Raw genomic sequence first — 16,699 nt, 5'->3', positions numbered from 1 at the left:
CCCAAGGTGGTCAACAGGCCTGGATCACGCTTCTCGACTTAGGACAATTGCGCCACCAGGCGGGCGAAGGCGGCATTGGGGTCCTTCACCAAAGCGGTGGAAAGATCGACTTCTTCTTCGCCTTTCACGTGGATGCGGCGGAAGGCCAGAGGATCGTCGGTGAGGGGGGCGGTGGCGTCGAGGCCCAGCTTGGCGCCGATGCCGTCGTCGGTGGAGGGGTCCAATCGCGAGCCCTGTGCGCCGCCCACCACCACCATGTCGCGGTCCGCCTGGAAACGGGTGGCGATCGCCCATTCGATCTCGTCGGCGCTGGAAATGTCCACGTCCTTGTCGACCACCACCACCTGCTTGACGTCATAATGGCCGCCGAAGGCGCCCAGAATGATGTTCTTGGGCTCACCGTTGCTGGTCTTGTCGATCTTCACCACCAGGTGATAGCGGCAGGTGCCGCCCCGGGTCAGGCGCACATCGAGAACGTTCGGGAACGAGCGCTTGAGGTGCTGCAGCAGCGTTGCCTCCCGCGGCACGCCGCCCAGCACCAGATGCTCGAACGAGCCGCCGACGATGGTGTGGAAGATGGGATGGCGCCGATGGGTGACGGCATCCACCGCGATCACCTCGCGGGCAGCGCGCGGTCCATAATATTGTGGGAATTCGCCGAATGGGCCTTCCGGCTCGCGCACCTTCGGCAGGATGCGGCCTTCCACCACGATTTCCGCATGGGCCGGAACGCGCACGCCGTTGGTTTTGCACTTCACCATTTCGACCGGACGGCCGAGCAGCGCGCCGGCGATGCCCATCTCGTCCTCGTCCAGCGCGCAGATGGCCTGGGAGGCCAGCAGCAGAGCCGGATGCACGCCGATGGCGATGGCGATTTCGAGCGGCTCTCCGGCCTCTTCGGCCATGCGGTAATAGGCAAGGGTGTGGCGGGGCAGCAGCAGCACGCCGATGCGGTTCGGCCCCGAGATCTGGCAGCGGTGGATGGCGACGTTCTGGACGCCGGTGCGCGGATTGCGCGAAATGAGCAGGCCAGCGGTGATGTAGGGCCCGCTGTCCAGCTCATTGTGCTTGGGAATGGGCAGCTGCTTCAGCAGGTCCACCTCGGTGTGCACCACCTCCTGGGCGGCGCCGCTGGTGACCTCGACCCAGGGGAGCGGATCCTGCGCCGCCGCCAGCACGTGGGGCAGCAGAGCATCATCGCTCACGCCCAGCGCATCGGCTACCCATTCGCGCTGGGTGAACAGGTTCACCACCACGGGAATATCGTGGCCGCTGGGGCGGGGGAACAGCACCGCCTTGTCGCGTTCGGTGCGCTTGGCCACGGCGGCGAGCTCGTCGATAAGCGAGAGATTGTCCCGCGCCACGGCCAGCGCGCCGCGCGCAGCGAGCGCTGCGAGCCAGGCCCGAAGGTCGGCAGGGGCATCGGCGGGGCGGAGGCGGGGTTCGCTGGACATTTCGTGTCTCTCGATCGGCATGGGCAAGGAGGGGGGCTGGGGAGCGACAGCGCTCAGGCTTTGATCTGCCGCAGGGGCGGCGCGCGGCGCTTCAGGCGCGTGTCCTCTCCCCAGCGACGGACCACGCCGAGCTCGATGTCGAACAGGTCGAGCACGCGCCCCACCGTGTGGTCGATGAGGTCTTCGACGCTCTCGGGCTTGGCGTAGAAGGCCGGTACCGGAGGGGCGATGATGGCGCCCATCTCCGAGACCGCGGTCATGGTGCGCAGGTGGCCGGTGTGCAGGGGTGTCTCGCGCGCCATCAGCACCAGCCGGCGGCGCTCCTTCAGCACCACGTCGGCGGCGCGGGTGAGCAGGCCCGTGGTGACACCGGAGGCGATCTCGGACATGGAACGCATGGAGCAGGGCGCCACCACCATGCCCATGGTGCGGAACGAGCCGGAGGAGATGGCCGCCGCCATGTCGTCCTGGGCGTGGCAGACGCTGGCCAGGGCCTTCACGTCCGCTACTTTCATCTGGCTTTCGTAGGCGAGGGTGATCTCGGCGGTGCGCGACATGACAAGGTGGGTTTCCACCCCGGCGTTGCGCAGAAGCTGGAGCATGCGCACGCCGTACATGACGCCGGACGCACCGGAAATGCCAATGATGAGCCGCTTTTGATCCAGCATGGCGACGCCCTTTCTGCCCGCGGGCAGAGCCTGTTCGACATTTGGAGCGTGCAAAAAGGAGCGGAACGCAGCACGTTCCGTCACTCCTCACCGTCTCCTCCCGTGCCGTGGACAACTCTCTCCGCCCGGAGCTCGGGCGTGGGTTGCCTTGCGGCGAGCCGGCACCTGCATGATGCCGTTGATCGATTCATAGACAGCAAAGATAATCACTTCAAATAATGAATGTTTATCGTCATTATCAATTACAATGATTATGCGGCGCCGCCGGCTCCCTGCCGGGCGGCGGGAGGAAAAACGCTATGGATCTGAAACAGATGCAGTATTTCCTCTGCCTCGCGGAGGTGGGGAATGTCACCCGTGCCGCGCGCCAGCTCAATATTGTGCAACCCGCGCTCAGCATGCAGATCGCCAAGCTGGAGGCGGAATTCGGCCAGCGGCTGTTCGATCGCACCGCTCATGGGGTGGCCACCACGGTGGCGGGGGAGGCGCTGGCGCGGCTGCTGACACCCATTGTGCGCGATGTGGAACATGCCCGGCAGGAGATGGCGCGGTTCGATGGGCGCGTGTCGGGGCGGGTGGTGGCCGGGCTCATCACATCGGTGGCGCAGAGCACGCTGGCGAGCTCTTCCGCGCGCATCGCCGCAGAATATCCCGATGTCGCCTTGTCGGCCTGTGAGGGTTACACGCAGACGCTGATGGACTGGGTGACCACCGGCCAGCTCGATCTTGCTATCATCAACGCGCCGAAGCAGCGCCGCGGGCTCAACGCCCAGCATATCCTCGATGAGGAGATGGTGTTCGCCTGCCGGCAGGGCGCGCCGTATCCGGCGCCGGCCCGTCTCACTTTCGCCGATCTCGCGGGGTTCGATTTGGTGATGCCCTCCAAGCGGCATGGCCTGCGGATGATCCTCGAGGAACAGGCGGCGGAAGCGGGCATTGAGCTCAATCCGCGTCTCGAAATCGATACCCTGTCGGCCATCTGCGAGGTGGTGGCCACCACCGATCTTGTCACCGTGCTGCCCACCATCGCCTTGCACCAGGCGCTGGCGGCGGGGCGGGTGCGGGCCTATCACTTCGCGGTGCCGAGCCTCACCCGCTCCATCGCCGTGGTGCATCATCCGCGCCGGTCGGTGTCTGCCGCCGCCAATGCGGTGGTGGAGGTGATCCGGCAGGATCTGGTCGCCGCCGCCTCGTCCGCCGCCCGCTTCGTGCACCCCGCGGGAGAGGAGGCGCCCGCCGCGGGGACGGGCGGCCGGCGGCGGCGGGGAAAGACTGCGAAATCATAAAAGTTGATCGCGGCGATAAGGCCTAATTATTTGCGCTGATGAGCGCGAGGCCTGTACCAAGGGCAATAACGACAATACAAATGAGGAAACGCGCCATGTCGCGCATGCCATTGGATGCGGGCTCGCCCGCGCATCCGCAGGCCGCTGTCGGGTCTCCACCGGCGCAGGCCTGGGGGGCTGGTTCCGGCACCAGCGCCGCCGCCCGGCTCAAGCAGAAGATGCCGACCCTCGATTATCTGGAGCGTGCAGCGCGCCGGAGGATCCCCCGCTTTGCCTTCGATTTTCTGGAGGGGGGCACCGGCACGGATCTCGGCGTGCGGCGCAATCGGGTAGCGCTCGACGCGCTGGAACTTGTGCCGCGCTATGGCGCTCCGGCGCCCGCGCGCACCGAGGTGGAGCTGTTCGGCACCCGCTACGCCGCCCCCATCGGCATCTCGCCGGTGGGGGTGGATGGGCTGGTGTGGCCCGGCGCCACCCGGCTGTTCGCGAAAGCTGCCGCCCGCGCGCGCATTCCCTATATCGTGGGCACCCTCGCCGGCGCCTCCATCGAGGAGGTGGCGGCGCTGGCCGGTGACAGCACCTGGTTCCAGCTCTACGGCCTGCCGCACCAGGATCATCGCGTCACCTTCGATCTGGTGCGCCGGGCGGAGGCGGCCGGGGCCCGCGCACTGGTGGCGACGCTGGATGCGCCGGTGCGCTCGAAGCGCCCACGGGATCTTGCCAATGGCCTCGTGGTGCCGTTCCGCACCTCGCTCCGTACGGTCCGCGACGTGGCGCTCGCCTGGCCCTGGGCGCTCGCCCTGGCGCGGGCGGGAACCCCCGAATTCGCCAACATGACGCCCTATGTGGGGGCGCCGGCGACCCTCGCGAGCACCGCCGGCTTCGTGCAGAGCGAGATCAAGGGCACGTTCTCCTGGGAGGCGGTGAAGCGCCTGCGCGACGCCTGGCCGCGCGCGCTCGTGGTCAAGGGTGTGCTGCATCCCGCCGATGCCGAGCGCGCGATCTCCATCGGCGTCGACGGCATCCTCGTTTCGAACCATGGCGGCCGGCAGCTGGATGCGGCGCCGGCGGCCATCGATGTCCTGCCGGCCATCGTCGCCGCGGTGGCGGGCCGCGCCACCGTGCTGTTCGACAGCGGCATCCGCTCCGGGCTGGATGTGGCGCGGGCGGTGGCCCTGGGCGCTGCGGGCACCTTCTGCGGCCGGGCTTTCCTCATCGGCCTCGCCGGCATCGGCGATGGGGGCGCCGATTACGTGGCCGAGCTTCTGACCGAGGAATTGCAGGTGGCCATGGGACAGCTCGGCACCGCCGATCTCGGCGCCTTGGCGCAGGTGGTGCGCCGACATGCGGGGGCCGTTGTCTTCGCGGAAGGAGGGACGCTCCGATGACCGCCGCCAGCCTGATGACGCGCGCCGATGGCATTCTCGATCGCCTGAAGGCTGTGGTGGGCCCGGCCGGCTTCCTGGAGGCCGCCGATGACACCGCCCCCTTCCGCACCAGTTTCGGCGGCACTTTCCAGGGCGAGACCCCGCTGGTGCTGCGCCCCGCATCAACCGCCGAGGTGTCGGCCATCGCCGGCCTGTGCAGCGCGGCGCGGGTGCCCATGGTGCCCCAGGGTGGGAATACTGGCCTTGCCGGTGGTGCCCAGCCCGATGCATCGGGCACGGCAGTCATCGTCAGTCTCGACCGCATGCGGCAGGTGCGCGCGGTGGATGGCGCGAACGACACGCTCACCGTCGAGGCCGGGGTGACCCTGGCCGAGGTGCAGGCGGCGGCCGAGCGCATCGACCGGCTGTTCCCCCTCTCGCTGGCGTCGGAAGGCTCCTGCCGCATCGGCGGCAATCTCGCCACCAATGCCGGCGGCACCCAGGTTCTGCGCTACGGCAACATGCGGGCCCTGACCCTGGGGTTGGAGGTGGTGCTGCCCGGTGGCCGCATCTGGAACGGCCTGCGCGGGCTGCGCAAGGACAATGCGGGTTATGATCTCAAGCACGTCTTCATCGGCTCTGAAGGCACGCTGGGCTTCATCACCGCCGCTACCCTGCGCCTGTTTCCACGCCCCCGTGCCGTGGAGACCGCCATGCTGGCGCTCGCCGACGTGGCGGATGCGGTGCGGCTGCTGACCCTGGCGCGGGGGTTGATGGGCGACCAGCTGACGGCCTTCGAGCTGATGCGGGCGCCGAGCCTTGTCCATGCCGTCGCCGCCGTGCCGGGGCTCAGCTCGCCTTTCGCCGCGGCGCATGCCTGGTCCGTGCTGGTGGAGGCGAGCGGACAGGAGACCGGGGAAGGCCTGCGCGCCACGATGGAGGCGTTCCTGGAGCAGGCGTTCGGCGCGGGGCTGGTGGAAGATGGCGTGGTGGCGGCATCCGGCGCCCAGCGCCAACGCTTGTGGGCGCTGCGGGAGGCTCAGGCGGAGGCGCAGAAGCACGCGGGCCCGGGGGTGAAGCATGATATTTCCGTGCCGGTGCGGGCCATTCCCGATTTCCTCGCCGCCGCCGATGCAGCCTTGGCCGCCGCTTTCCCCGGTATCGTGCCCTTCACCTTCGGCCATGTGGGGGATGGCAACCTGCACTACAATCCGATCATGCCGGCCCATTGGTCGGTTGAGGAACGGGCCCGGAAGGCGCCGGATATCAACCGCATCGTCCATGATGTGGTGGCCCGGCTCGACGGCTCCATCAGCGCCGAGCACGGCCTCGGCCAGCTGCGGGTGCGCGAGGCGGAGCATTACAAGGCGCCGGTGGAGCTGGAGATGATGCGGGCGCTGAAGGCGGCGTTCGATCCTCTCGGGCTCATGAACCCGGGCAAGGTGCTGGCCTATTCTTCCGAAAGGTTGTCGTAGAGCTGGGCCAGGGTGGCGTTGAGGCGGGAGATCTGCACCGGGGTGAGCTGGCGGAAACTGCGGGCGAACAGGCGCTCGGTGGCCTCCTCGATGCGGCCGATCAGGGCCTGTCCGGCGGCGGTGACGCTGACTTCCGTCACCCGGCCATCCTCCGCATGGGTATTGGTTTCCACCAGCCCCTCGGCCTTCATGCGCTGGATGATGCGGGTGAGCGTCGGCAGCTTCAGCACCGCGTGGGTGGCCACTTCCGTCATAGTGCATTTACCGTGCACCTTGAGGATGAACAGCACACGCCAGGTGGGAATGTCCGTGCCCACCCGCTTCAGAGCCCGTTCCATCTGCTGCTGATAGAGGCCCTGGACCCGCGCCAGCCAGTAATAGGGGAAGTCCTGATAATAGAAGTCGCTGCTCGAGGGGATGTAGCGGCGCATCTGCTTGGCAATGACCATGGAAAGTGCCTGGGCCTCGAACAGGATGGTCGGACATCGGCCGGGGCGGGCCCGGCCGATCGCTCTTTCTGCCATACGGGCGTGGCCGGTCAAGCCTGCCCGTGGGCCGTGTGTCACCAGGAGGGGCCGCGCTCGGCGCGCATCTTGCGCACCATGGCGTCGAAGAATTTGTCGGCGAAGCCGTCTTCCCGGTTCAGCATGGCGGTGAGGTCGGCGCATTTCTGGCGGATGGGGTCGGGCAGCGCGGTGTCCTCGCCGCGCATGGAGTCCGCCAGGCACTGGATCTCCGCCGCCCGCTGCACGGTCCACAGAAGGAAGAAGGTGGCGGCGATGGAGTGCTCGCCGACCGCGATGCCGTGGTTGCGCAGCACCAGGATGTGCCGCTCGCCCAGGCTCTCCAGCATGCGCGCCTTCTCATCGGCGAATAGCGTGATGCCCTCGAACGCGTGGTAGCCGACGCGGCCGAACAGCTGCGCGCCATAGAAATCGTTGTGGGAGAAGCCGGCCTTCTTCTGGGCGATGGCCGAGACCTGCGTGGTGTGGGTGTGGATGACGCAATGGATGTCGCCCCGCGCCCCGTGGATGGCGCTGTGCAAAGCGAAGCCGGCCGGGTTGGCGTCGAAATTGGACGGCTCCAGCTTGTGGCCGTCGAGGTCCACCTTCAGGAGGTTGGCCGGCGTCACCTCCGTGTAGAGCAGGCCGAACGGGTTCACCAGATAATGGTGGGCCGGGCCCGGCAGGCGCGCGGAGATGTGGTTGAAGATGGTTTCGGTCCAGCCCATGTAGTCGATGAGGTGGTAGCAGGCGGCAAGGTCACAGCGCAGCGCCCATTCCGCTTCGCTGATATGGGCGGGGCGCACGAGGCTGCCGGCGGACGCCGGTTGCGGGCTCGAAACGGCGGGCATGGTCATGAGCGAAGCGCTCCTCTGATGGCGCGGGGCGGGGGCGACGGTCAGGCCGCCTGGATGCCGTTGCGGCCGGGAAATTCGGGGGCGAGGGCGCGGGCGTTGGGCATCTTCACCCACAGCCGCAGCAGCCGGCGGCGACGCTCCAGCTCCGGAAAATCCTCGAATTCCGTGCGTGAGTGCATCACCGCGTAATTGTTGGCGAACTGGATGTCGCCGGGCTCCAGCATCATGTCGAGCCGCAGCCGCGGGTCCTGGATGACGCTGTCGAAGATGTCGAGCGCCTCCTTCTCCACCTGCGACAGCGGCACGCCGCGCAGATCGTGGCCCAACTCCAGATATTGGCGCAGGTAGCGGCAGCTCAGCTTGTTGTTGAAGAAGCTGAAGATGGGGGTCATCCCCGGCACGTCTTCGCCCAGGTGCGAACAATGCATGGGCCGATAATAGAGCCCCATATATTGGGGGTAGGTGGCGAGGATCTCGTTGAACACGGTGGCGGCGCTGACCAGGCTGGAGAGGCCGCCCTGCTTTGCCCGCCGCACGGAGAGAAGGCCCACCATGTCCGACAGGTCGGTGTGGTAGGGCAGGTAGCGGCTGGTCTCGTAAACGCGGGTGTTCTTGTCGGAGAGGTCGCCGACATTCTGCACCACGCCCAGCATGTCGCCCTTGCGGTTCTGGCTCACCGGCAGGCCCATGTGCAGGCCGATGCCATAGAAGAGGATGCTCAGCTCCTCGTCGGTGTAGCGCGCCACCGGCAGGCCGCGCAGCAGGAAGAAGCCCTTGCCGTTCTCCAATTCGTCGGAAATGGCCGCCAGCCGGGTCTTGAAGTCGTCGGCCAGAGGAAAGTCCTCGGCGGTGAAGTTCGGGAAGGCGCGCCCGCGCGCCTTGACCTCGCGCAGGCCTCCTTCCAGCGCAGCGATGTCGGCGGCGCTCAGGTCGTAGCGCCAGGACATGTCGTCGATCAGTTCGGGGCCCTTCCAGGCGACGGCGCCTTCGATCGGACGATTCAGCAGCACGCTCATCCAAGGATACTCCTGTTCATGGTTGGCCAGCGGTGGTGCCGGAACCCCATCTCCGGGGGCCGCTGCACCACGTGGGAAGAGGGGTCGGCTTATTTCGGAGGGGGCGCCGCACGGGCCTTGCGCATCTTGAAACGGGCGAGGGCGAGGATGTCGCCGGTGCGCACCATGCAGAGCCCCTTGTGGCGGGCCAGCTCCAGCACCGCATCGCCGATGGCGGCCAGCTCCAGCGGCCGGCCGCTCTCATAATCCTGCAGCATGGAGGTGCGCACGTCGCCGAGCTTGACGATCTCGCCGGGATCGAGGGTCACTGTGGCGCCATAGGCGGCGGCCACCGCCCGCGCCTCATCCGCTGTCGCCTGGGCGACGCCAGCGAGCGTCGGATCGCCGAAGATTTCGCGCAGCGTCGCGCCGGTCACCACCGACAGGGGATTGGTGCACAAATTGTTGATGGCCTTGGCCCAGACCGCAGCGCGGATGTCGTCGGTTCGTTCGGTGGTGATGCCGGCAGCCTCCAGCACAGCGGCGATCCGCGCCGTGCCCGTGTGGGCGGCGGGGGTGACGGTGCCCACCACCATGCGCAGGGGATTATGGGTGCGCGCCGCATGGGGCGCGGTGCGCTCCGAGGTGATGTAGGTGACGGCGCCCACCAATTGCGCCGCCGGCAACAGGCGCTTGAGCGCGCCGCCGGGGTCCACCGCTTCCACCGCGCGGCCGTCATCGGGCCCGCCGTGCCCCTCGAAATACCACCAGGGAATGCCGTTCACCGTGGGCACGATCAGCGTGTCGCGGCCGATGGCGGGCTGCACGAGGGTGGCAAGAGGCGCGAGATCCTGCGCCTTGGAGGAGAGGAAGACCACATCCTGCGGGCCGACCTGCGGCCCGGTCAGATGGTCCACGGCCCGCACGGCCACCCGGTGGACGCCGGTGCGATCGGTCAGTTCCAGCCCGTGGGCGCGGATGGCCGCCAGCGTGCCGCCGCGGGCGAGCACGGTGACATCGTGACCGGCCAGCGCCAGCCGCGCGGCGATGACGATGCCGATGGCGCCCGCCCCGGCAACGCAGATCCGCGCGGGGGCTGCCTGCAGAGCGGCGGGCGTGCTCATTGGGCGAGCCGCTCCTGATGCTTGCTGTTCATGCCGAGATAGGCGGCGATCACGCGCGGATCGGTGGCGAGTTCCGCCGCCGGGCCTTCCGCGGCCACCCGCCCCAGCTCCAGCACATAGGCATAATCCGCCACCTTCAGGGCGGCGCGGGCGTTCTGCTCCACCAGCAGGATGGAGACGCCGCTGTCGCGCAGGGCGGAGATGATGCGGAACACCTCGCGCACGATCAGCGGGGCGAGGCCCAGGCTCGGCTCATCCAGCATGAGCAGGCGCGGCTTGCCCATCAGCGCCCGCGCCAGGGCCAGCATCTGCCGCTCGCCGCCGGAGAGGGTGCTGGCGCGCTGGGTGCGCCGCTCCTTCAGCCGCGGGAACAGGGTGTACATCTCCGCCATGGTGGCCTGGCGCTCCCGCGCCGGGCGGTGGTGGAAGCGGAAGGCGCCGAGTTCCAGGTTGTTCTCCACGCTCATGGAGGAGAACAGGGCGCGGGTTTCCGGCACCAGAGCGAGCCCCTGGCCGATGCGATCCTTGATCGGGGTGCCGTTGAGCGCGGCGCCGGCGAAGCCGATGGCGCCGGTGGCCGGCAAGAGGCCCATGATGGCGGAGAGCAGGGTGGTCTTGCCGGCGCCGTTCGGCCCGATGACGGTGACGATCTGCCCTTCGCCCACCTTGAGATTGACGCCGGTGACCGCCTCGATCTTGCCGTAGGCCACGTTGAGGGCATCCACCTGCAGCAGGGGTGCGCCGCTAGCGATCGTCGTCATTCGGCGCCTCCCAGATAGGCTTCCAGCACCACCGGATTGGCCTGGACCTCATCGGGCAGGCCCTCGGCGATCTTCTCGCCGAAATCCATCACCATCACCCGGTCTGCGAGGCCCATCACGAAGTCCATGTCGTGCTCCACCAGCACTACGGCGATGCCTTGGCCGCGCAGCTTCGACAGCAATTGGGAGAGGCCTTCCTTCTCCTTCAGCCGCAGCCCGGCGGCGGGCTCGTCCAGCAGCAGCAGGCAGGGGTCGGCGCACAGGGCGCGGGCAATCTCCAGGATCCGCTGCTGGCCGAGGGCGAGGCTGCCCGCCTCGGCATTGAGATGGGCGCCGAGGCCCACCCGGATCAACTGCTGCTCGGCCTCCTTGAGCAGTTGCGCCTCCTCGCTCCGGTCGAGCCGGAGGATGGAGGAGAACACGCCCTTGCGGCCGCGCAGATGGGCGCCGATGGCCACATTTTCCAGCACGCTCATGGTGGGCAGCAGCTTCACATGCTGGAAGGTGCGGGCAAGGCCTGCGCCGGCCATGTCGCGGGCGCTGCGACCGTTGATCTTGTGGCCGCGGAAGAAGATTTCGCCGGAGGTCGGCGTGTCGACGCAGGAGAGCTGGTTGAACAGCGTGCTCTTGCCGGCACCATTGGGGCCGATCACCGCCAGGATCTCCCCCGCCTTCACCGAGAAGGAGAGATCGTGGTTGGCCACCAGCCCGCCGAATCGCCGCGTCACGCCGCGGGCCTCCAGGATGGATTCGGCGGGGGCGGGCGCTGGGCGCCGGGCCAGCGGCGCGGCTTGTGCGATCTGCGTGGTCGCGGCGCCCCGGTGCGGGCGCAGGGCGGTGACGCGGCGGGCCAGGGCGCCGGCGATGCCCAGGGGCATCTTCTGCATCAGCACGATGACCAGCAGGCCGAACACCATGGCCTCGTAATTGCCGCCCTTGCCCAACAGGTGGGGCAGCACGTCCTGCAGTGCTTCCTTCAGATAGACCACGGCACCGGCGCCGATGATGGCGCCCCACACGAGGCTGGCGCCGCCGATGAGCGCCATGAACATGTATTCGATGCCCGCCTGCAGGCTGAACGGCGTCGGCGCCACGAACCGCTGGGTATAGGCATAGAGCCAGCCGGCGAGGGCCGCGAGGGTGGCGGCCACCAGGAAGGCCACCATCTTGGTGCGGAAGGTGTTCACGCCCATGGATTCGGCCATGAGCTGGCCGCCGTTGAGGGCGCGGATGGCCCGGCCCTGGCGGGAATCGAGCAGGTTCAAGGTGGCCACCACACCGAGCAGCACGATGCCCCAGATCAGCACGAACAGAGCAGGGCTGCTGTCGAAGGCGATGCCGAACAGATGCAGCGGGGGAATGCCGGTGATGCCGGTGAACCCGCCGAGGAGATCGAGAGTGCCGAACAGATAATAAAGGGAAATGCCCCAGGCGATGGTGCCGAGCGGCAGATAATGGCCGGACAGCTTCAAGGTGACACCACCCAGCACGGTGGCCACGATCAGTGTCAGCACCACGCCGGCGAGAAGACCGCCCCAGGGGTTGCCGCCGAGCCAGGCGAGCGCGGCGGGCAACTCCGCCGTGGTGGCGAGATAAGCCGTGGCATAGGCGCTGATGCCAACGAAGGCGGCCTGGCCGAAGCTGGTCATGCCGCCGACACCGGTGAGCAGCACGATGCCGAGGGTGACCAGCGCGAAGATGCCCACCGTGTTGAGCACCACCACCTGATAGGGTGGCAAGAGCTGCGGCGCTGCGGCAATGACCACGACGGCAGCGATGAGGACCCACAAAAGGCGGGAGCGGAAGAGCGGGCTCATTTCTCGTCCTCCACGCCCTTCTGGGCCAGCGAGCGCCACAGCAGCACGGGCAACAGCAGGGTGAAGACGATCACCTCCTTGTAGCTGCTGGCGTAGAAGGTGGAGAAGGCTTCCACCAGGCCGAGGGCGACCGCGCCCAGGGCCGCCACCGGATAGCTGGCGAGGCCGCCGATGATGGCGCCCACGAATCCCTTGAGGCTGATGACGAAGCCGGAGTCGAAATAGATGGTGGTGATGGGGGCGATGAGCACGCCGGACAGGCCGGAAATGAAGGCGGCGAGGCCGAAGCTCACCTTGCCCGCGAGTTCCGGCGAAATGCCCATGAGCTGGGCGCCGAGGCGGTCCACCGCGGTGGCCCGCAGCGCCTTGCCGTAGAGGTTCCGCTCGAAGAACAGATAGAGCAGAACGATGAGCAGGAGCGACAGGCCGATGACCCACAGGGTCTGGCTCTGGATGACCGCCTCGCCGAGCATGAAGACGCTGTCGGAGAACGGCTCGGTGCGGGCGCCTTCGGGACCGAAGATCAGCAGCCCGACGCTCACCAGCGCCACGTGGGCGGCGATGGCGACGATGAGCAGCACCAAAGCGCTCGCGCCGGCAATGGGCTGGAACAGCACGCGATAGAGGAGGGGGCCGAGGGGCAGCACCAAGGCGATGGTCATCAGCGCCTGAAGCGCCATGCCCAGGTCCTTCAGCGGCAGCGCGAGGCTGAGTGCCGTCACCACACCCACATAGGCCGGCATCGCCAGCATGCCGATGCGGAGTCGCCGTGCGCCGCCGCGGGTCGCGTCGATGAGGTCCATGACGAGGCCGGCAAGGCTCAGCGCCACCAGCAGAAAACCCAGCAGCGCCGGCTTGCCGGCCTGCATCGCCGCCATGGTAAGGGCGGCGAAGGACACGAACTCGCCGAGCGGGATCAGCAGCACCCGCGTCACCGAGAAGACGAGCAGGATGGACAAAGCCAGCAGCGCATAGATGGCGCCGTTGATGACGCCGTCCTGGCCCAGGAGAAGAGCTATCTGAGCGTTCATGCCGCGCGGGCCTCCCTGCATCCGGCCGCATCCGGGCATGGCACGCCCGTGGCGGGGCCGGCCCGCTCGAAATCCATCATGTCCCTGCTCCTGTGGCCGATCGGCCGGGGCTGCCGCGCCCATGACTTGATCCGGCCCTGCACCTTGCTGTGTCGGTCAGGAGGAGGCCGCCCACGGGCAGCCTCCCGCAAGTCGCGAGATCAATCGCGTCAGTTCAGCGGGGCCCACTGGCCGTTCTTGACGGTGAGCAGTTCGATGCCGCGCTCGTCAAAGCCGCTGTGGTCGGTGGGCGAGAGATTGTAGATGCCCTGGGCGCCCGGCAGGTTCTTCACCTGCTCCAGCGCGTCGCGCAAGGCGGCGCGGAAGGCCGGGGTGCCGGGGGCGCCGGCCTTCAGGGCCACCGGGATCACCTGCTCCAGCAACAGGCCTGCGTCATAGACGTTGGCCCCGAAGGTGGCGGGTTTGGAGCCGTACTTCTTCTCATAGGCGCCCATGTATTCGGCCGCCACTTTCTTGGACGGATTGGAGTCAGAGGCCTGATCCATCACCAACATGATCGAACCCGCGACCGTGGTGCCTTCCACCTTCTTGCCGCCGAGGCGCAGGTAATCGGCAAGGGCGGCGCCGTGGGTCTGGTAGTATTTCCCGCGATAGCCGAGATCATAGAGCGTGGTCTGCGGCATCACCGAAGACGAGCCGGGCGCGGCGATCAGAACCGCGTCCGGCCGGCTGGAGAGGATCTTCAGGCCCTGGGCGGTGAAGGACGTGTCCTGGCGCTGGAACCGTTCGGTGGCGACAATCTTGATGCCGGACTTCTGCGCGTCGGCGGAAGACACCTTCAGCCAGTTGTCGCCGAACGGATCGGTGGGGCCCACGAAGCCGACGGTCTTCACTCCGTCCTTCACCATCTGCCTGACGAGGGCTGCCGAGACGATCTCGTCGTTCTGGGTGGTCTTGAACACCCATTTCTTCTTGTCATCCATGGGCAGGATGACCGCGGTGCTCCCCACCGGAGCCAGCATGGGCACGCCGGCCTCGGCGGCAAAGCCGAGGGCCGCCACCGCCGAGGCGGTGCCGGAGGGGCCAATAATGGCGTCGACCTTGTCCTCGCTGATGAGCTTGCGGAAAGCTGACACGGCGGCGCTCGGGTCACTGCCGTCATCCAGGGAGATGTATTCGATGGTCTGGCCGCCGGCCGTAGTGGGCAGCAAGGCCACCGTATTCTTCTGGGGAATGCCCACCAGGGCCACCGGTCCGGTGGAAGACGTCACCACGCCCACCTTCACCTGAGCCTGCGCTGAGGTGAGGCAAGCCATGCCGAATACGACCGAAAGCATCAACCGCTTCGCAGACACCTTGATTCTCCTTGACCAAATACTGGGCCGGCGAGGGACGTCACGACAGGCGCGGTGGGGAGGGTGTCGGCGGCGGGTCCGTTGACGGGCCTACCTGCGACACGATCCACCGGTGTTCGCACCCCGCGACGCTTGAGCCGATACCCCTGGAAACGTTGAGAAAAGTCACTCTGCTCCCGGCCCGGGAGGCGGCGCTGCCGGACCCTGCCAGCGGGCCGGGAGGCCGATGGTCGGGTGTGGCGGAACGCTGCGAGGGACGCCGACCCGACATCCCTCTCCCGGAACCGTGTGGACTTTTATTAATGCCTATTCGACTGCGGGCGGCAACGGTTACGCCACAATGTGGGTGCGCATTTTATAGCTGTTCGACGCCGACAATTTCAGCGCTCTGCCTGCTTCCTGCCGCCGGCGGAGCCACGCCGGAGATCTGTCTGGGTAGAAGAGAGAATTCATAACAAATTGTATTGTAATAATTTTTCTGATATTTCGCGTGGCGCGCCCGGTCGCTGGTGGGGGTTGATGTGGATCAATTCCTGCCGAAAATTGGTGCAAATGCCGCCAGAAAGAACTTCCGTAATCATTTGACTATGGAAGTTTTTTCCGCATAGTTTTGAACCCGAGGCGGCCGGGTGGCGCGGGGCAACGCGCTTCCTCCCGGACGTCAGGACATCCCGAAGACGAACTGCCGAATGGCTCTCCACACGTGGTGCGCACGCCGTTGCGCTCGCGTGGCTGCGCCCTGCCGTCAGCTCACTTCACGAGGCCTGTCCGCCCGGCTGGCAAAGCCCATGCGCGTCATGGTCTTGCCGGGATCGGGCGAGAGGTGGGGTTTTCAGTAGAATGAGCAAGATCGTCCTTCCAGAGCAGAGGATGCAGGATGCCGGTGCGCCCGCGTGGCCGGAGTTCCTCGCGCAGATCCGCGGCCGGCGCAAAGAATTCGAGCGCCAGAAATTCATTTCGCAGGACGTTGTCGAAGGCTTTCGCCAGCGCGGCATCTATCGCGCCCTGGTGGCGCGCCGCTTCGGTGGTTCGGAGCTTTCGCCGGCGCAATTCTGCCAGCTCATCGAGAGCATCGCCCATGCGGATGGCTCCGCCGGTTGGGTGGCAAGCTTCGGCATCGGCGGCGTCTATCTTTCAGCCTTGCCGCTGGAGACCTTGAAGGCGCTCTACGCCCGCTCGGTGGATCTGGTGTTCGCCGGCGGCATCTTCCCGCCGCGTCCGGCGCAGCGGGTGCCGGGCGGGCTCAAGGTTTCGGGGCGCTGGAGCTTTGCCAGCGGCTGCATGGGAGCCGATGTGGTGGGGGTGGGCATCCTGCCCAGCTCCGGCGACACCCAGGAACTGCCGCGCATGGCGGTGATGGACCGGGCCAAAGCCCGCATCGAGCCCAATTGGGAGGTGGCGGGCCTCGCCGGCACAGGCAGCCACGATCTCATTGTCGAGGATGTGGTGGTGCCGGAGGAGTGGACTTTCGTGCGCGGCGGCAAGTCATCCCTCGACGAGAAGCTCTATCGCTACCCGGCGCTGGCATTTGCCGCGCAGGTGCTTTCCGTGGTGGGGCTCGGCGTGGCGCGGGCGGCGCTGGATGAGGTGGTGAACCTCGCCAGGGGGCGCGCCTCTGTGACCGGAGCGCCGACCCTGGGTGACCGGGTCTATGTGCAGTTGGAGATGGCCAAGGCGGAGGCTGAGCTGCGCGCCGCGCGTGCCTGGTTCTATGAGGCCATCGCCATCGCCTGGGAGGCGCTCGACCACGCCGAGAGCGCTTCCGACGACGCCATCAGCATGCTGCGCCTGTCCTCCACCCACGCTACCCGTGTGGCGGCGGAGGTGACGCGCCGGGCGCAGATGGTGGCGGGCATGACGGGCGTCTACGAGGCGAGCCCAATTGCCATGCAGGTGCGCGATGCGCAGATGGTCACCCAGCACGCCTTCATGGGCGAGATCACTTACCAGAACGCGGGCGCTATGCTGTTCGGCCACGCCCCGACCCCCGGCTACCTTTGAATTCA

14 protein-coding genes are annotated in these 16,699 nt (G+C 67.4%); 4 read left to right on the top strand and 10 right to left on the bottom strand.

Annotation, left to right across the window (positions count from 1 at the left end; all coding sequences use genetic code 11):
• Positions 1–38: 38 nt before the first annotated feature.
• Both MEU52_RS06865 and MEU52_RS06860 read right to left on the bottom strand, forming a co-directional pair.
• On the bottom strand, positions 39–1,454 hold the full coding sequence (locus tag MEU52_RS06865; RefSeq protein WP_238120697.1) for a UbiD family decarboxylase: 1,416 nt from the start codon (positions 1,452–1,454) through the stop codon (positions 39–41).
• A 53-nt stretch (positions 1,455–1,507) separates the two neighbouring features.
• Positions 1,508–2,071, bottom strand: coding sequence for a UbiX family flavin prenyltransferase (locus MEU52_RS06860; protein ID WP_443266135.1), 564 nt, complete (start codon positions 2,069–2,071; stop codon positions 1,508–1,510).
• Between the two features lie 350 nt (positions 2,072–2,421).
• Here MEU52_RS06860 and MEU52_RS06855 point away from each other — a divergent pair, with 350 nt between their 5' ends.
• The 3 genes from MEU52_RS06855 to MEU52_RS06845 all read left to right on the top strand — a co-directional run bounded on the left by MEU52_RS06855 (position 2,422) and on the right by MEU52_RS06845 (position 6,250).
• The gene (locus MEU52_RS06855; protein ID WP_238120699.1) at positions 2,422–3,408 is read left to right on the top strand and encodes a LysR family transcriptional regulator; all 987 of its coding nucleotides are present in this window, start codon (positions 2,422–2,424) and stop codon (positions 3,406–3,408) included.
• A 95-nt stretch (positions 3,409–3,503) separates the two neighbouring features.
• Entirely contained in the window at positions 3,504–4,796 is a 1,293-nt protein-coding gene (locus MEU52_RS06850; protein ID WP_238120700.1) for an alpha-hydroxy acid oxidase, read from the top strand.
• Positions 4,793–6,250, top strand: coding sequence for an FAD-binding oxidoreductase (locus MEU52_RS06845; RefSeq protein WP_238120701.1), 1,458 nt, complete (start codon positions 4,793–4,795; stop codon positions 6,248–6,250). The genes MEU52_RS06850 and MEU52_RS06845 overlap by 4 nt, the downstream gene beginning before the upstream one ends.
• On the opposite strand, the gene MEU52_RS06840 is transcribed toward MEU52_RS06845, so the two are convergent.
• From MEU52_RS06840 to MEU52_RS06805, 8 genes are all read right to left on the bottom strand, one after another.
• Positions 6,226–6,699: a MarR family winged helix-turn-helix transcriptional regulator gene (locus MEU52_RS06840; protein ID WP_238120702.1), complete on the bottom strand. Its 474-nt coding sequence runs from the start codon at positions 6,697–6,699 to the stop codon at positions 6,226–6,228. The two genes, MEU52_RS06845 and MEU52_RS06840, sit on opposite strands and share 25 nt — an antisense overlap.
• A 113-nt stretch (positions 6,700–6,812) precedes the next feature.
• Complete coding sequence (locus MEU52_RS06835; RefSeq protein WP_238120703.1) at positions 6,813–7,610, bottom strand: class II aldolase/adducin family protein; 798 nt, start codon at positions 7,608–7,610, stop codon at positions 6,813–6,815.
• Between the two features lie 41 nt (positions 7,611–7,651).
• On the bottom strand, positions 7,652–8,626 hold the full coding sequence (locus tag MEU52_RS06830) for a TauD/TfdA family dioxygenase (protein ID WP_238120704.1): 975 nt from the start codon (positions 8,624–8,626) through the stop codon (positions 7,652–7,654).
• An 89-nt stretch (positions 8,627–8,715) separates the two neighbouring features.
• Positions 8,716–9,729 (bottom strand): ketopantoate reductase family protein, encoded by a 1,014-nt coding sequence (locus MEU52_RS06825; protein ID WP_238120705.1) that lies wholly within the window; start codon positions 9,727–9,729, stop codon positions 8,716–8,718.
• Positions 9,726–10,490 (bottom strand): ABC transporter ATP-binding protein, encoded by a 765-nt coding sequence (locus MEU52_RS06820; RefSeq protein ID WP_238120706.1) that lies wholly within the window; start codon positions 10,488–10,490, stop codon positions 9,726–9,728. The genes MEU52_RS06825 and MEU52_RS06820 overlap by 4 nt, the downstream gene beginning before the upstream one ends.
• Positions 10,487–12,307 (bottom strand): branched-chain amino acid ABC transporter ATP-binding protein/permease, encoded by a 1,821-nt coding sequence (locus tag MEU52_RS06815; protein WP_238120707.1) that lies wholly within the window; start codon positions 12,305–12,307, stop codon positions 10,487–10,489. Before MEU52_RS06815 ends, MEU52_RS06820 begins: the two co-directional genes overlap by 4 nt.
• Positions 12,304–13,338, bottom strand: coding sequence for a branched-chain amino acid ABC transporter permease (locus MEU52_RS06810; protein ID WP_238120708.1), 1,035 nt, complete (start codon positions 13,336–13,338; stop codon positions 12,304–12,306). The genes MEU52_RS06815 and MEU52_RS06810 overlap by 4 nt, the downstream gene beginning before the upstream one ends.
• Positions 13,339–13,547: 209 nt before the next feature.
• Positions 13,548–14,675, bottom strand: a complete 1,128-nt coding sequence (locus tag MEU52_RS06805; RefSeq protein ID WP_238120709.1) for an ABC transporter substrate-binding protein — start codon at positions 14,673–14,675, stop codon at positions 13,548–13,550.
• Between the two features lie 858 nt (positions 14,676–15,533).
• On the opposite strand from MEU52_RS06805, the gene MEU52_RS06800 reads away from it, so the two are divergent.
• A complete protein-coding gene (locus tag MEU52_RS06800) occupies positions 15,534–16,694 on the top strand; it encodes an acyl-CoA dehydrogenase family protein (protein WP_238120710.1) in 1,161 nt (386 codons plus the stop codon).
• Positions 16,695–16,699: the final 5 nt, after the last annotated feature.

This window comes from Xanthobacter sp. NM-25 (genome assembly GCF_022138605.1).
GTDB lineage: Bacteria > Pseudomonadota > Alphaproteobacteria > Rhizobiales > Xanthobacteraceae > Xanthobacter.
Note: the sequence above shows the minus strand (reverse complement) of the source record. Positions and strands in the feature narration are given on the sequence as shown.

Bases quoted from the DNA above. Each gene is read 5' to 3' on its own strand.
- MEU52_RS06865 (WP_238120697.1), bottom strand. From the start codon at position 1,454: ATGTCCAGCGAACCCCGCCTCCGCCCCGCCGATGCCCCTGCCGACCTT.
- MEU52_RS06860 (WP_443266135.1), bottom strand. From the start codon at position 2,071: ATGTACGGCGTGCGCATGCTCCAGCTTCTGCGCAACGCCGGGGTGGAA.
- MEU52_RS06855 (WP_238120699.1), top strand. From the start codon at position 2,422: ATGGATCTGAAACAGATGCAGTATTTCCTCTGCCTCGCGGAGGTGGGG.
- MEU52_RS06850 (WP_238120700.1), top strand. From the start codon at position 3,504: ATGTCGCGCATGCCATTGGATGCGGGCTCGCCCGCGCATCCGCAGGCC.
- MEU52_RS06845 (WP_238120701.1), top strand. From the start codon at position 4,793: ATGACCGCCGCCAGCCTGATGACGCGCGCCGATGGCATTCTCGATCGC.
- MEU52_RS06840 (WP_238120702.1), bottom strand. From the start codon at position 6,699: ATGGTCATTGCCAAGCAGATGCGCCGCTACATCCCCTCGAGCAGCGAC.
- MEU52_RS06835 (WP_238120703.1), bottom strand. From the start codon at position 7,610: ATGACCATGCCCGCCGTTTCGAGCCCGCAACCGGCGTCCGCCGGCAGC.
- MEU52_RS06830 (WP_238120704.1), bottom strand. From the start codon at position 8,626: ATGAGCGTGCTGCTGAATCGTCCGATCGAAGGCGCCGTCGCCTGGAAG.
- MEU52_RS06825 (WP_238120705.1), bottom strand. From the start codon at position 9,729: ATGAGCACGCCCGCCGCTCTGCAGGCAGCCCCCGCGCGGATCTGCGTT.
- MEU52_RS06820 (WP_238120706.1), bottom strand. From the start codon at position 10,490: ATGACGACGATCGCTAGCGGCGCACCCCTGCTGCAGGTGGATGCCCTC.
- MEU52_RS06815 (WP_238120707.1), bottom strand. From the start codon at position 12,307: ATGAGCCCGCTCTTCCGCTCCCGCCTTTTGTGGGTCCTCATCGCTGCC.
- MEU52_RS06810 (WP_238120708.1), bottom strand. From the start codon at position 13,338: ATGAACGCTCAGATAGCTCTTCTCCTGGGCCAGGACGGCGTCATCAAC.
- MEU52_RS06805 (WP_238120709.1), bottom strand. From the start codon at position 14,675: ATGCTTTCGGTCGTATTCGGCATGGCTTGCCTCACCTCAGCGCAGGCT.
- MEU52_RS06800 (WP_238120710.1), top strand. From the start codon at position 15,534: ATGAGCAAGATCGTCCTTCCAGAGCAGAGGATGCAGGATGCCGGTGCG.